Source organism: Geobacter psychrophilus (assembly GCF_056821595.1).
Genome location: NZ_JBXDTU010000004.1, coordinates 3378541 through 3392307, shown reverse-complemented (window position 1 = coordinate 3392307; position 13767 = coordinate 3378541). Strand labels below are relative to the sequence as shown.

The 13767-nt window shown below is 58.5% G+C and carries 9 protein-coding genes; 2 read left to right on the top strand and 7 right to left on the bottom strand.

The window, feature by feature from the left end:
• Window position 1: 1 nt before the first annotated feature.
• Window positions 2-2986, bottom strand: a complete 2985-nt coding sequence (locus tag ACOCF6_RS18280) for a PAS domain-containing protein (RefSeq protein ID WP_482461756.1) — start codon at window positions 2984-2986, stop codon at window positions 2-4.
• A 310-nt stretch (window positions 2987-3296) separates the two neighbouring features.
• Between ACOCF6_RS18280 and ACOCF6_RS18275 the strand changes: the two genes are divergently transcribed.
• On the top strand, window positions 3297-4718 hold the full coding sequence (locus ACOCF6_RS18275; protein WP_482461755.1) for a sigma-54-dependent transcriptional regulator: 1422 nt from the start codon (window positions 3297-3299) through the stop codon (window positions 4716-4718).
• Between the two features lie 118 nt (window positions 4719-4836).
• Window positions 4837-5247 (top strand): nuclear transport factor 2 family protein, encoded by a 411-nt coding sequence (locus ACOCF6_RS18270; RefSeq protein ID WP_482461754.1) that lies wholly within the window; start codon window positions 4837-4839, stop codon window positions 5245-5247.
• Window positions 5248-5372: 125 nt separating this feature from the next.
• On the opposite strand, the gene ACOCF6_RS18265 is transcribed toward ACOCF6_RS18270, so the two are convergent.
• From ACOCF6_RS18265 to ACOCF6_RS18240, 6 genes are all read right to left on the bottom strand, one after another.
• Window positions 5373-6173, bottom strand: a complete 801-nt coding sequence (locus tag ACOCF6_RS18265; protein ID WP_482461753.1) for a class I SAM-dependent methyltransferase — start codon at window positions 6171-6173, stop codon at window positions 5373-5375.
• 115 nt (window positions 6174-6288) lie between these two features.
• Window positions 6289-7593: an MFS transporter gene (locus tag ACOCF6_RS18260; RefSeq protein WP_482461752.1), complete on the bottom strand. Its 1305-nt coding sequence runs from the start codon at window positions 7591-7593 to the stop codon at window positions 6289-6291.
• Window positions 7594-7806: 213 nt separating this feature from the next.
• Window positions 7807-8973: a beta/alpha barrel domain-containing protein gene (locus tag ACOCF6_RS18255; protein ID WP_482461751.1), complete on the bottom strand. Its 1167-nt coding sequence runs from the start codon at window positions 8971-8973 to the stop codon at window positions 7807-7809.
• 144 nt (window positions 8974-9117) lie between these two features.
• Entirely contained in the window at window positions 9118-10776 is a 1659-nt protein-coding gene (locus ACOCF6_RS18250) for an AMP-binding protein (protein WP_482461750.1), read from the bottom strand.
• A gap of 47 nt (window positions 10777-10823) precedes the next feature.
• A complete protein-coding gene (locus ACOCF6_RS18245) occupies window positions 10824-11744 on the bottom strand; it encodes a hydroxymethylglutaryl-CoA lyase (protein ID WP_482461749.1) in 921 nt (306 codons plus the stop codon).
• Window positions 11741-13750 (bottom strand): acetyl/propionyl/methylcrotonyl-CoA carboxylase subunit alpha, encoded by a 2010-nt coding sequence (locus ACOCF6_RS18240; RefSeq protein WP_482461748.1) that lies wholly within the window; start codon window positions 13748-13750, stop codon window positions 11741-11743. The genes ACOCF6_RS18245 and ACOCF6_RS18240 overlap by 4 nt, the downstream gene beginning before the upstream one ends.
• Between the last annotated feature and the right edge of the window lie 17 nt (window positions 13751-13767).

Below are 13767 nucleotides of genomic sequence, written 5' to 3'. Positions count from 1 at the left end.
ATCAGACCTCAATCCGGAACTCGGCCCCCACTTCGGTATTGCGTACCGAAAGTCTGCCCCCCATGTTGTTTTCTATGATGGACTTTGACATGAACAGGCCGACGCCTGTCCCCAGCTGCGGTCCTTTGGTCGTGAAATAGGGGTCGAATATCTTGTCGATAATATCCTCGGCAATGCCGCCGCCATTGTCCGAGATGGTCAGCACTGACACCCCGTTTTCAACTCCGATGGTGATGTTTATCCGGGGAGACTCGATTGAGCGTTCATTCATCACGTCCCTGGCATTACTGAATATATTCAGCAGGACCTGGGCATATTCGTTGGCAAAACCGTGAATCATGACCTCCCCGCTTTCCTCCCGATCGATGATGATTCTGCGCTCCTTGAAGCCGGCTTCCACAAGTGACAGCGCCTTGTTTACCGCTTCATTGATACTGAATTCCGATTTCTCCCGCTCTATGGAGAAAAAGGACCTGAAATCATCGATGGTACGTGACATATACTGGATGATTTCCATGGACTTGGCGACCGATGTGTCCAGGAATTCCTTGTTGAAACTGGGGGAACCATAGAAGAACCCCAGTCTCTGGGTAAAAAGCCCCAGGGTGTTCAAAGGTTGACGCCATTGATGGGCAATATTTCCGATCATCTCACCCATGGCAGCCTGGCGGTTCTGCTGCAGGAGCATCTGTTCCTTCTCACGCAATGCTTCCACGGAGCGCAGACGCTCCAGGGTTTCCTCCCGCAGGTCCCGTTCCGCCTTCTGGCGGCGCGCTTCACGCGACAGGTAATCGAGGGCAAAGGAAACGTCCTCTCCCATCTGCCGGAGCAGTGTCACATGCTGATGGTCGAAAAAGTCCTTTTCTCCCGCGTACAGGGTCAGGGCGCCAACCACCCGCCCCTCCTCCTTCAGAGCGATGGACGCCGAGGCCTGAATGCCGTGAGCCTTGCCCCGTTCGTGCCAGGGTTGTGTGCAGGGATCGTTCTGGAAGTCGTTACATACATAATAGGTGCCTTCCCGCACTGAGATCCCGGTCGGCCCAAGACCTGCAGGCTCCTCCATGCTCGTGATCAGGATGTCATCCAGATAGCTGGTTGCCCCGTGTGATGCCACCATCCTGATCTGTCCGCTATCCTCGTCAAGCAACCCCAACCAGGAGAGGAGGAAGCCGCCGTCTTCCACGGCTATGCGGCAAATATCGCAGAACATGGCATCGCGATCGCTGGCACGGAATATGGCCTGATTGGTCTCACTCAGCACGGTGTAGAGTCTATTGAGACGCAGGAGGCTTTTTTCCGCCACGACCCGGTTGGAAACTTCATCAAGCAGGGTCTCCACGGTCTCCGCCAGCTGCTCCGTCCTTTCCGCGACGCGCATTTCCAGATTGTCATGGGCAAGGCGCAGCAATTCCTCGGCCTGTTGGCGCTCCAACTCACCCGCCGCACGCACCGCCACCACTTGCAGAATCGATTCCGCCAGCCGAGTATCCGCAAGCGGCTGCCGCCCGATGATCGCGATCAGGCCAATCGGTTTTCCCTGCGAACTCCAGAGCGTTGTGCCGAGGTAACTCTCCGCCTGCAGGTCTTGAAGCACCTCGTCTTTGGGAAACAGCCCCCGCACATTCCGCGGGAAGCAACAGATGCTCTTGCCCACGACATCACCACAGGGGGTGTCCTGCAAGGTATAGGAGACGTTGTCCTCGAATTGGCCGTTGTGGAATACGGCCAGTGTCCGGGCGGATAACCGGTCCTCATCCAGCAGATCGATGCAGACGAAGTCCATGTTGAGAGACCGCGCCAGGTAGCGCGCCAGTTCCTGAAAAAACCCTTCTCCTGAACCGCTGACACCACACTGCCCAAGAAACCGTAAGACATCATCAATTTGCTTACGCTCGCTGACGTCTTCAGAGAAGATCACGATCCCCCCGGCATTCCCTTCTGAATCGTACCAAGGCCGGATTTCCCAGCGCACCCATTGAACCGAGCCGTCGGCCCGGTCGAATCGGTCGGCTTCCGCACTCAGCACTTCACCCGCCAGTGCGCGGCGATGGGCCTCTTTCCATTGTTCGGATATCTCAGGAAACACATCGTAGTGACATGCGCCGGTTACATCACGATCTCCCAGTCCATAGTCACTGCGCCAGCGGCGGCTGACTTTAATGTAGCGCATCTCCCGGTCGAACATGGCCAGGGCCGCCGGGGCGTGTTCGATAAAAAGCTGCAGCCGTTCTTCTTTGTCGCTCAGAGCCTTTTCGGTCTGCTTCAGCTTCGTAATTTCTCTGGCCACATGGACCGTGGCGTAGACATCACCCTGTTGGGTGAATAACGGAGTTGTGGTGACAAGAAAATGACCGCCGAGTACAGGTTCGCAGACCTCGTTCTCGTGCCCGCTGTGGTCAGTCATGGACATGGTATGAGGGCAGTACCCGGGGGTGCTGCTGCAACCATGGATCATCGAGTAACAGGTCTGACCGACGCATTGCTGCGGAGTCTTTCCAAGACGGTCAGCCATGGCCTTGTTAACACGTGTGATACGGTACTGACTGTCAATGATGGAAATCAGGTCCGGAATACTGTCGAAGGTGCGCTCCCATTCGTCCTTGGCGAGTCTCAACTTCTCGGTACGTTCTTCAACCTTGCTCTCCAGTTGATCCTGAGCCTGGCGATAGCGACGCGCGACCAGGCTCAGAAAGATACCCATGCCGGTAAAGAGGATCAGGTTTGCGGCCTCTCCATGATTCCAATTACCGAATTCTCGTGGTGAAATAATGAAGTAGTCAACCAGTATCGCTGATGTGGCAGTGGCCAGCAGGCCAGGCCCCAGACCCGCGGCAAGCGCTATGAACATGATGGCGGGGTAGAATGTGATGTAGACCGGAAGACCGGAACCTACCAGCTCTTCGATGACAATGCGCAGCAGAAAAGCCGCGGCAATTAATAATACGGACGCGCCATAGCGCTTGAAACGACTGATTATCGGGGTCATGGCATATTATCCATTTAGAGCTCCTCCAGCGCGAGACTTAGCCCTTATATATTTTCCAACTATAAGATTATCAAGCGGATTTGCAACTGTTGAATAATTAGAACGTCGTTAATGGAAAGGGGTGGATTCTAATCCGGCAGCAATTGGCTATGACCTGATGCAATATTGCGTGAGACATGCAATAATTGTTGCTCTATGAGTTCAACGACCTGAATCAGCTTGATCATTGCCAAAATTAAATATATCTAGTTTATGCAGTATGCCATCGTTTTCAGTTCCTGAATAAATAACATCAAAAGGGAGCTCTGACATGAACCCTCAAGATTTCAGTTCCTATCCCATAATGCTGGTGGACGATGAGGTGGATGCCCTGTCACTACTGAAGTCGTTCCTGTGCCACGAAGGATTCCAGAATGTAATTACCTACGACGACAGCCAACAGGCACTGGAATATTTCAAAGCAGAGGAGGCAGCCCTGGTCGTGATCGACCTGAGAATGCCCAAGCTGCATGGCAGGGACCTGCTGGAGATGTTTTCAGCGCTGAAACCACATATCCCGGTAATCGTTGTGACCGCCGAAAGCCACATCGACATTGCCATCGACTGCATGAAAACAGGAGCGGTCGACTATCTGACCAAGCCGATTTCAATCAATCGCTTTATCGCCAGTGTCAAAAGGGCACTGGAACTGCGCAGCCTGAATGAGGACATCATGCTGCTGGACAAGTCCGGCGACGAGAACAGCACTGACCAGGCGCCGCACCTCCCTTCCATCATTACCCGGGACAGGGAAATGCTGACGCTGCTGCGGTATGTCACTGTGGTGGCAAAATCCAGGCAGCCGGTGCTTATTTCCGGTGAGACCGGAGTCGGCAAGGAGTTGGTGGCACGGGCGGTACATACACTGAGCGGTTGTGCGGGGGGCTTTGTCAGTATCAACATCGCCGGATTGGACGACCAGATGTTCTCCGATACCCTGTTTGGACACCGGCGGGGTGCCTTTACCGGCGCACTGAATGATCGCGACGGCCTGATCATGAAGGCGGCCAATGGCACCATCTTCCTGGACGAGATAGGAGACCTGAACGAGCTTTCTCAAATAAAGCTGCTGCGACTGCTGCAGGAAAACGAATACTACCAGCTCGGCTCCGATACCCCGCTCAAAAGCAGCGCACGGCTGGTTGTGGCGACCAACAAAAACCTTTGGCTCTGCATGAATGAGGGGAAGTTTCGCAAGGATCTTTATTACCGCCTCTGCACCCACCAGGTCGCGATCCCGCCGCTGCGCAAACGGACAGGCGATATCCCGCTTCTGTTGGACCATTTTATCCGGCAGGCCGCACAGGCCATGGGGAAAGGGAAACTATCCTACCGCAAGGAACTGGTCGATTTCCTTGCCACCTACGAGTTCCCCGGAAATATCCGCGAACTGCAATCGATCGTCCACGACTTTGTCAGCAGGACGACAACCTCCAAGCTTTCCACAACGCTCCTCAAAACCATCATCGCCCGGGAACAGGAGCCTGCCAGGGCCTTTCACGAAGTGGAGAGCGGAGAAATCAACGGTCATCCACATGGCATCTCATTCCCGACCTTTCCCACCCTGAAACAGGCCGAGACGGTATTGATCAACAGGGCACTGGAAATCGCCAGAAACAATCAGGGCACGGCCGCCGGAATGCTTGGCATCACCCGGCAGGCCCTTAATAATCGTTTGCGCAGGGCCAAATAGACAGACATGGATTGACGATTTCATCGGTTCTCTGTATAGAATTGAATACGTTTCCGCTGCAATCACGCTTAGCAGTATTTCCAACAACGCCAATCCCCTGATCAAGGAGCATCACACCATGATGACAACCGAAGAAGCGAGAGAATTCACAAGCCGTTGGCTGCCGTGCTGGACAGGAAACAAGCCTGAAAAGCTGCTGGAGTTCTACAACGATGACGCTTTTTTCCTGGATCCGGGCCGCCCGGCCGGCATCAAGGGCAAGGATCAGCTGACGGTCTATTTCACCAAGGTGCTGGGGCATAATCCGACCTGGGTCTGGACCCAGCTGGAGCCGATCCCCCTGGAAGGCGGTTTCATGAACCGGCTGCAGGCGCGCATCCCGGTCGGCGACCGGGTGGTTGTCGAGTGCACGGCGCTCTGTTTTCTGCAGTTCGACGACCAGGGCAAGATCAGGCGCAACGAGATCTACTTCGACCGCACCGAACTGATCAGGGAGATCAACAAGTTCCGGCAGTCGATCGCGCACTGAGGCGCACTGCATACGAACACAAACAAGCCCTGTCTTCTGCGGAAACTTTCCGGGATGACAGGGCTTGTTTTGTTGTTGAACAGCCAGCCCCAATCAGTGCAAGAACCGCTTGCAGGAGATCGGGGCTATTTTTTTGCCACCAGGCTGGTATAGGCAATCGCACCATGAAACTTCCCGTCAGCAACGCGACTCCGGGCCTCTGCCTTGAGCGCTGCTGCCAGTTCCTCGCCGATACGGCCGGATGCAGCCAGCACATCCGCCCCGCGATCCGCAATAGACAGCATGTAATCCGGTGTCGTGGTCTCGACAAAACCGAAACTGCGCTGCCTGGTGATGGTGAATCCGGCGTCAGTGACCAGCCCCGGCAGACGGGGAATCAGCCAGCGGTCGTGCACCAGGGCTGCCATGGCGGCATCGGCACAGGCCTGCAACGGATCGAAATCACCGGTGGCCAGACTGGTCGTGGTGTAGTTGCCGTCAAATACCGCCAGCAGACCGCCGGGGCGCAGCACCCGGTAGGCCTCTGACAGGGCCGCGGCCGGACCGGGTATATGGCTGAGGGTCGTGTGGAAGACCAGCGCGTCGAAACTGTTGTCTTGACAGGGGAGGTTTCGGCAGTCACCTTCCATGAAGCTCAGGTTGGGAAGACTGGCCGAGAGTCTCCGGGCCGCAGCCAGAAACACCGGGGATGGATCTATCCCCACCACCCGGCCGATGCCGGGACGACGTGCGAGTTCGCGGCTGACGGGCCCAGTGCCGCAGCCCACATCCAGCACCGCAGCACCCTCCTCCAGTTCGATATCAGCCAGATACGTCCGCAGCATCTCCTGCTGCTGACGATCGGCTGCCCGGCGTTCCAGCACTGTGACCAGACGTTCCTGCACCTCATGTTCCGCATCTGCGATGGTGGCATAGACATCTGCCATCCGGCACCTCCAGCAAACCCCTCTAAATCTCCCCTTGTCAGGGGAGACTTCTAATCTTCCCCCCTGACAAGGGGGGACTGAGGGGGGTTGGTTTTAGATTTTTCATAGCGGTAGGTTAATTTGAGATGGTGATATTACGGCAGTGCGTCTCCCGCACCCTGGCCGCACCGCAGACCCCGATAACGGCAAAGGCCAGCATGAACAGAAAACCGGAGTGATAGTCCCCGGCCGCGTAGACCCTCAGGCCGTTGGCGGTCTTGCCGTCCCAGGCCAGATCCATGGCCCAGCCGAACAGCGGCTGCATGACGGCCGCCCCGAAAAACAGGCCGGTGTTGACCAGTCCGACAGCCATGCCGGACAGGGCCGGTGCCACCACCTCCTTGGCACTGGCAAAGGTCGCAATAAAGCCTCCAGAGCCGATACCGAGCAGCCCGAACAGGGCCAGACCGGCCGGACCGGGACTCCAGGGGGCATAGGCCAGCCCGAGACAGGCCAGTGTATAGATCAGGGTGCCGGCAACAATGATCGGCTTGCGCCGCCCGATGCGGTCGGACAGCCAGCCGAACAGCATCGATCCGACAGCAAAACCGGCCAGCGCGGTTGTTGTATAGTCCGCTGCCGCCGAGCGACCCAGGCCATGCACATCCCGCAGATACGGAATCGCCCAGAGACCGACAAAGGCCAGCATGCTCCCGACCATGCCCAGATCGACCCACAGTACCGGCCAGGTGGCCCCGGTCCTGACAACACTTTTGAGACTATCCCACCAGTGCTGCTGGCTGGCCGGGTGACTCGCCTTGCCCTCCATCTCGCGCAGGGAGGGGAACCCCAGATCTTCCGGACGGTTGCGGACAATCAGCACCGTCAGCAGCGCCAGTCCGATGGTGACACACCCCAGCACAATAAAGACCGTGCGCCAGGAATAGGTCTTCAGCAGACCGGCCAGAGGGCCGGCCGAGGCGATGGCACCGATATTGCCGAGCAGCAGGGTTAAGCCGCTGATCATCCCGTAATTGCGCTCCTTGAACCAGACGCTGTTGCTTTTGAAGAGCCCGACAAAAACGACCGAGACCCCCAATCCGACCAGCGCCCGCCCGGTGGAAACCCCGGCAAAGGTACCCGCCAGACCGAACATGATCGAGCCGGCCCCGGCCACCAGGCTGCCGGCCGACACGGTAAAACGGGCACCCAGGGTATCGGCCAGCACGCCGGCCGGAATCTGCATCAGGGTATAGATGTAGAAATACATGGCCGCCAGGGACCCGAGTTGCGCACCCGAGGTACTGAAGGCTTTCATCAGATCGGCCGAAATGACCGCCGGGGCCATACGGTGGAAGAACACCAGCATGTAGGTCAGGATCAGGATTGTATAGATGGACCAACGGACGACATTGAAACGGGGGGGACACAAGGGGGGCATGGCGGTATTCTCCGTCGGGTTTGCAAATCAGCAGCGATTTCAAACCAGCAAAAACATTTTACCGCAGAGTACGCGGAGGATCGCAGAGGAAATACAATGGGTTCTTGAAAAACAAATTCTTACCTTTTTGGGACTCATTTCTGTTGGTGTATCTACTTGTTATGTGGTTTTCTCTGCGTCCTCTGCGGTTAAATTTCTTTTTATGGGATTTTACTAACCGCGGTATTTTTCCGGTAGCACCGCCTGCGGTGCCCAGTGGGACGGAAAATTCTGCCCCGGCTGTTCACCGAGTTTTTGCTTTGCAGCAGCCAGACCGTGACGGGCGTATTGCGGATGCCCCTCCTTCTGTGTCCGGCCGTTGATGATGGCTTCGGAGCGCAGCTTCCTGCCGATGGTCTTTTCCAGCTGCTTGCCGAGCACCAGCAGACGGTCCAGATCCCAGCCATGCTGTATCCCCATTTCATCGATCTGGACCAGGGTGTCTTCCAGCGTCACCAGACCCACATAGCGGGGATCCTTGTAATAGTACTCGCCGGTGCCCTTGACGGGGCAGTCGTCCAGGAAGTTGGCCGGCTGGCCGCCCAGACCGCCCAGGGTGGCCTCGAAGCGGGTGATGCCAGCCTGCAGGGCGGCCAATACCGATGCAGAGGCGACCCGCTTGGTCTCGTGGAAATGGGCGATATGCAGGTCGCTGTTCGGGATCGCATCCAGGATCATGGAGAAATAGCGGTACACATCGGGGGCCGAGGCGCTGCCGTCGTGATCGGCATGCTCGATGTCGGCCGCCCCGATCTCCAGCCAGCGCCGGGTAAACTCGACCGCGTCCCCGAGGTTTGTCGCCCCGCCGATCGGGCTGCCCCAGATCGTGCTGACCGTACCGCACATGCGCATGCCGGCATCGTTGCACTTCTTGATGGCCCGCTCGCATTCCTTCCAGTACTCGGGCAGCGTACAGCCGGAGTTGGCATAGTGATGCTGCTCCTCGGTGGAAACCATCATCAGCAGCCGGTCCGGACCGATGCCTTTTTTCTTCAACTCGATGGCCCGCTCCACGGCCGACTCGCGGATGGTGATGGCGGTCAGGCAGATGTCGTCGTAGTTGATCCCCCGGCCGGCGCAGCGCTTGCGGAACGTGTCACCCCGCAGGTGTGCCAGCAGCTCCTCCGCATCCCGGAATTGGGGCATCAGGTGCGGGTTGCCCAGGTTGGTCACCTCGATATCGCGGCAGCCGGCGAAGATCAGCTCTTCCAGGTAATAAATCTTGGCGGCGGTGGAGATGAATTTTTCCTCGTGCTGGAAGCCATCCCGCACCGTTATGTCTCCGATCGTCACCTTGCGGGGCATGCGCGGAAAGATCCGCCAGTAATCGTATTCGGTCATATCGCAACCCTCGCTGTGAAGTCGAGGGTGCGTCGATTTTTTCCGAGGTCAAGGCGTCCCGAGGAGGGGGGCGGAGGCGTAGCAGCGCTACGCCGCACAACTCCCGACGAGGGCAACGCGGAGATCGGGAAAAAGCGGCGCACCCTACGCGGTCGGTACGGCGTCTTCGAGCTGCATTTCTTTTATGGCCATATCCCGCATCTTGAACTTCTGGATCTTGCCGCTGGCGGTCATGGGGTAGGAATCCACAAAACGGACGTATTTCGGGATCTTGTAATTGGCAATCTTGCCGTTACAGAACTCGCGCACCTCGTCTTCCGTCATCTCCTGCCCCTTCTTGAGGATGATGGAGGCCATGACCTGCTCGCCGTACTTGCGGTCCGGCACACCGTAAACCTGGATATCCGAAACCTTGGGGTGGGTATACAGAAACTCCTCAATCTCGCGGGGGTAGATGTTCTCGCCGCCGCGGATGATCATGTTCTTGATGCGGCCGGTGATCTTGCAGTAGCCGTGGTCATCCATGATGGCCAGGTCACCGGTATGCAGCCACTTGTCGGCATCGATCGCCTTGGCGGTTTCATCCGGCATCTTGTAGTAGCCCTTCATGACGTGGTAGCCGCGGGTGCAGAGTTCACCCTGTTTGCCGGGCGGCAGAGCTGCGCCGGTTTCGATATCGACGATCTTGACCTCCACGTCCGGCAATGAACGTCCGACCGTAGCCACACGCAGTTCGATGGCATCGTCGGTGCGGGTCTGGGTGATGACCGGCGAGGATTCGGTCTGGCCGTAGGCGATGGTGATCTCGGAGGCATGCATCTCGCTGATGACCTTTTTCATGACCTCGATCGGGCAGTTGGAACCGGCCATGATGCCGGTGCGCAGGGATGTCAGATCGAACGTCTTGAAGTCGGGATGCTCCAGCTCGGCGATGAACATGGTCGGAACGCCATGCACACCGGTGCATTTTTCCTTTTCTATCGTCTGCAGGACATTGAGCGGATCGAAGATCTCCACCGGCACCATGGTGGTGGCATGGGTCACACAGGCCATGACACCCAGCACGCAGCCGAAGCAGTGGAAGAACGGCACCGGGATGCAGAGACGGTCCTTTTCGGTCAGCTTCATGCACTCGCCGATATTGTATCCGTTGTTGACCACATTGTAATGGGTCAGCATGACCCCCTTGGGGAAGCCGGTAGTACCGGAGGTATACTGCATGTTGATGGTTTCGTGGCAGTTCAGGGTAGCTTCGACTGCGGCCAGGTCAGCATCGCTGACCTCGGCCCCCAGTTCCAGGATGCGCTTGAAGTTGAGCATGCCGGCCGGGGTGTCATCACCGATGAAGATCACATTCTTCAGGTGGGGCAGTTTCGGACTGCTCAGGCTGCCGGTTGTGCTGTTTTTAAGCTCCGGGACGACATCATAGACAGTCTGGACATAATCCGTATCCTTGAAGGAACTGACCATGAAGAGCGCGTTTGAGTCCGACTGGTTGAGGATGTATTCCAGCTCCGCTGACTTGTAGCTGGTGTTGACCGTGACCAGTATGGCACCGATTTTTGCCGTAGCGAACTGCAGGATGACCCATTCCGGCACATTGTAGGCCCAGATGGAGAGGTTATCGCCCTTCTTCACCCCCATCTTCAACAGTCCTTTGGCCACCGTGCGGCAGACATCATTGAACTGGCGATAGCTGTAGCGCAGATTGCGCTCCGGATACACCAGGGCGTCGTTGTCTGGAAAACGTACGGCCATATCATCAAGCAGTGCACCTACGGTGAGATCAATCTGTCGGGACATGGGATATTCCTCCTTGGTTCATGAATAGTTATCTGGTGCGAATCGTATCAGCATGTGACGGCAGCAGCAGCGGCAGCGGACCGTGCGCGAGCGACCCGGGAACCTGACGGGCGCCCCATAATTTCGGAGATATAATTACCCGCTTTTATCAGGGTGTCAAGGTCAACACCGGTTTCGATACCGAGGCCGTTCAGCATATACAGGAGATCCTCGCTGGCAACATTGCCGGCGGCCCCCGGAGCGTACGGACAACCGCCCAATCCGGCCACGGAACTGTCAACCACCGAAATGCCGCGCTCCAGAACGGCCAGGATATTGGCCAGCGCCTGGCCATAGGTATCATGGAAATGAACCGCCAGCTTTTCACGGGGCACCTTGTCGGCAACTGCATCAACCATGGCCTGGGCCTTGCCCGGTGTGCCGACCCCGATGGTATCGCCCAGGAAGATCTCATAACAGCCGAGTTCCAGCATCCTGGCAGCCACGGATGCCACCGCGGCGGGCGGAACCTCGCCTTCATACGGGCAGCCGAGTGCGCAGGAGACGGCACCGCGTACCCGTACCCCCACTTTTGCTGCCGCAGCGGTCACCGTGGCAAAGCGTTCCATGCTCTCGGCAATCGAGCAGTTGATATTCTTCTGCGAGAAGGTCTCGGAGGCTGCGCCGAACACGGCCACCTCGGTGGCGCCCGCTGCAACAGCAGCCTCGAAGCCCTTGATATTCGGCACCAGCACCGGATAGCTGACCCCGGGCCGGCGGCTAATGCCGGCCATCACCTGGGCGCTGTCCGCCATCTGCGGCATCCATTTCGGTGAAACGAAGCTGGTGGCCTCTATGGCGGAAAGCCCCGAAGCGGTCAGGCGGTTGATCAGCTCGATCTTCACATCGGTCGGTACGATCAGCCGCTCTTTCTGCAGGCCGTCCCGCGGACCGACCTCCACAATTTTGACGAATTTGGGAAGCCTCATGCAATCTCCACTTCAGCGGCAAAGGCCAGCAGTTCCGCGCCTTCATTGACCACAGCACCCACGGCGTAATGTATCTCCGAGACCACCCCGTCCCGCGGAGCTGTGATGGTATGCTCCATCTTCATGGCCTCCATGATCACCAGCGGGGCGCCCCGTTCCACCGCAGCCCCCGCCTGCACCAGCAGCGCCACGATCTTGCCCGGCATGGGTGCGGTCAGCCGCCCGCCGACTTCCTCCTGCTCTCCGGCATGGGCCAAGGGATCATGCAGCGTGAGACGATGGCTGCTGCCGCCGGTGATGACCGTCAGGTCATTTCCGTGGCACACCACGCTGGCCGAGACCCGCGCTCCTCCCAGGTCGGCCAGCAGATGGCCCTCCTCATCCAGCTTGCCGCGCACCTGCAGCTGTCCGCCGGGAAGCTCCAGCAGATAACCGTCAGCGCGGTAATGGGCCGTTACGCAGACCGCAGAGTCACCATCACGCAAGGTCAGGACATGGTGGTTGTCACCGTTCATCTGCCAGCCGGTGGTCAGGTGCCAGGGCGACCAGCGGTCATGGGAGGCGGCCGCCACCTTTTCTGCTTCACCGGAGCGGCGCAGGAGCACATGCAGGGTAGCCAGTGCCAACACCCGGTCGGTGACCTGCGTCGATTCCGGAAACAGGGCCGCATGGTGACGCTCGATGAAACCGGTGTCCAGCTCTGCCGCGGCAAAGGCGGGATGGGCGGCCACTGCCGCCAGAAACTCGATATTGGTGGTCACGCCCACCACCTGATAGTCAGCCAGGGCAGCGCGCAGCCGGCGCAGTGCCCCGGCACGGGTCGCATCCCAGACAATCAGCTTGGCGATCATCGGATCATAATGGATGCTGACACTGTCCCCCTGGCGCACACCGGTGTCGATCCTGACATGGGCACTCTCACGCGGTGTGCGCAGGTGCCGCAGGTCGCCGATGGAGGGGAGGAAATCACGGGACGGATCTTCGGCATAGATGCGGGCCTCGATGGCATGCCCGCCGATGGCCAGTTGCCCCTGACTGCAGGGAAGCGGCTCGCCGGCGGCCACTTTCAACTGCCACTGCACCAGGTCCTGGCCGGTGATCATCTCCGTGACCGGATGCTCGACCTGCAGACGGGTGTTCATCTCCATGAAATAGAAGGAGCCATCCTCGTCCAGCAGGAATTCCACTGTTCCCGCCCCCACATAACCGATGGCCCGGGCTGCGGCTACCGCGGCTGCCCCCATCCTGTCCCGCAGCACTGCATCCATGCCCGGCGCCGGTGCTTCCTCCAGCACCTTCTGGTGACGGCGCTGGATGGAGCAGTCACGCTCGAAGAGATGAACGGCATTGCCGTGGGAATCGGCAAAGACCTGGATCTCCACATGGCGGGGCCGGGTCAGGTACCGCTCCAGCAGCACCCGCTCATCACCAAAGCCGGAAAGGGCCTCCCGCTTGGCTGCCGCCAGTGCATCCTCAAACGAGGCCGGGTCAGCCACCACCCGCATCCCCTTGCCGCCTCCGCCGGCGGTGGCCTTGATCAGAACCGGATAACCGATCTTGTCCGCCTCCCGGCGCAGCAGGGCCGCATCCTGATCCTCGCCGTGATAACCGGGAACCAGCGGCACAGCCGCATCCGCCATGATGCGTTTGGCCGCGCTCTTCGAGCCCATGGCCCGAATAGCGGCTGTGGGGGGACCGATAAAGACGATCCCGGCCTGCAGGCAGGCCTCGGCAAATTCGGCATTTTCCGAAAGGAAGCCATAACCGGGATGGACGGCCTGACAGCCGCTTCTGCGGGCAACATCCAGGATAAGCTCAGGACGGAGATAGCTCTCCCGCGCCGGGGCCGGTCCGATATGATAGGCCTCGTCAGCCAGGGAGACATGCAGGGCAGCGGCGTCGGCATCGGAGTAGACCGCCACGGTGCGAACACCCATCTGGCGTGCGGTGCGGATAACACGGCAAGCGATCTCGCCGCGGTTTGCAATCAGGATTTTATCGAACATAGCTGGAGTCCTTTTTA

What these genes read in the sequence shown, in the direction of transcription:
- ACOCF6_RS18250 (WP_482461750.1), bottom strand. Translation starts at nt 10,776, where the DNA reads ATGTCCCGACAGATTGATCTCACCGTAGGTGCACTGCTTGATGATATG.
- ACOCF6_RS18270 (WP_482461754.1), top strand. Translation starts at nt 4,837, where the DNA reads ATGATGACAACCGAAGAAGCGAGAGAATTCACAAGCCGTTGGCTGCCG.
- ACOCF6_RS18240 (WP_482461748.1), bottom strand. Translation starts at nt 13,750, where the DNA reads ATGTTCGATAAAATCCTGATTGCAAACCGCGGCGAGATCGCTTGCCGT.
- ACOCF6_RS18265 (WP_482461753.1), bottom strand. Translation starts at nt 6,173, where the DNA reads ATGGCAGATGTCTATGCCACCATCGCAGATGCGGAACATGAGGTGCAG.
- ACOCF6_RS18280 (WP_482461756.1), bottom strand. Translation starts at nt 2,986, where the DNA reads ATGACCCCGATAATCAGTCGTTTCAAGCGCTATGGCGCGTCCGTATTA.
- ACOCF6_RS18255 (WP_482461751.1), bottom strand. Translation starts at nt 8,973, where the DNA reads ATGACCGAATACGATTACTGGCGGATCTTTCCGCGCATGCCCCGCAAG.
- ACOCF6_RS18245 (WP_482461749.1), bottom strand. Translation starts at nt 11,744, where the DNA reads ATGAGGCTTCCCAAATTCGTCAAAATTGTGGAGGTCGGTCCGCGGGAC.
- ACOCF6_RS18260 (WP_482461752.1), bottom strand. Translation starts at nt 7,593, where the DNA reads ATGCCCCCCTTGTGTCCCCCCCGTTTCAATGTCGTCCGTTGGTCCATC.
- ACOCF6_RS18275 (WP_482461755.1), top strand. Translation starts at nt 3,297, where the DNA reads ATGAACCCTCAAGATTTCAGTTCCTATCCCATAATGCTGGTGGACGAT.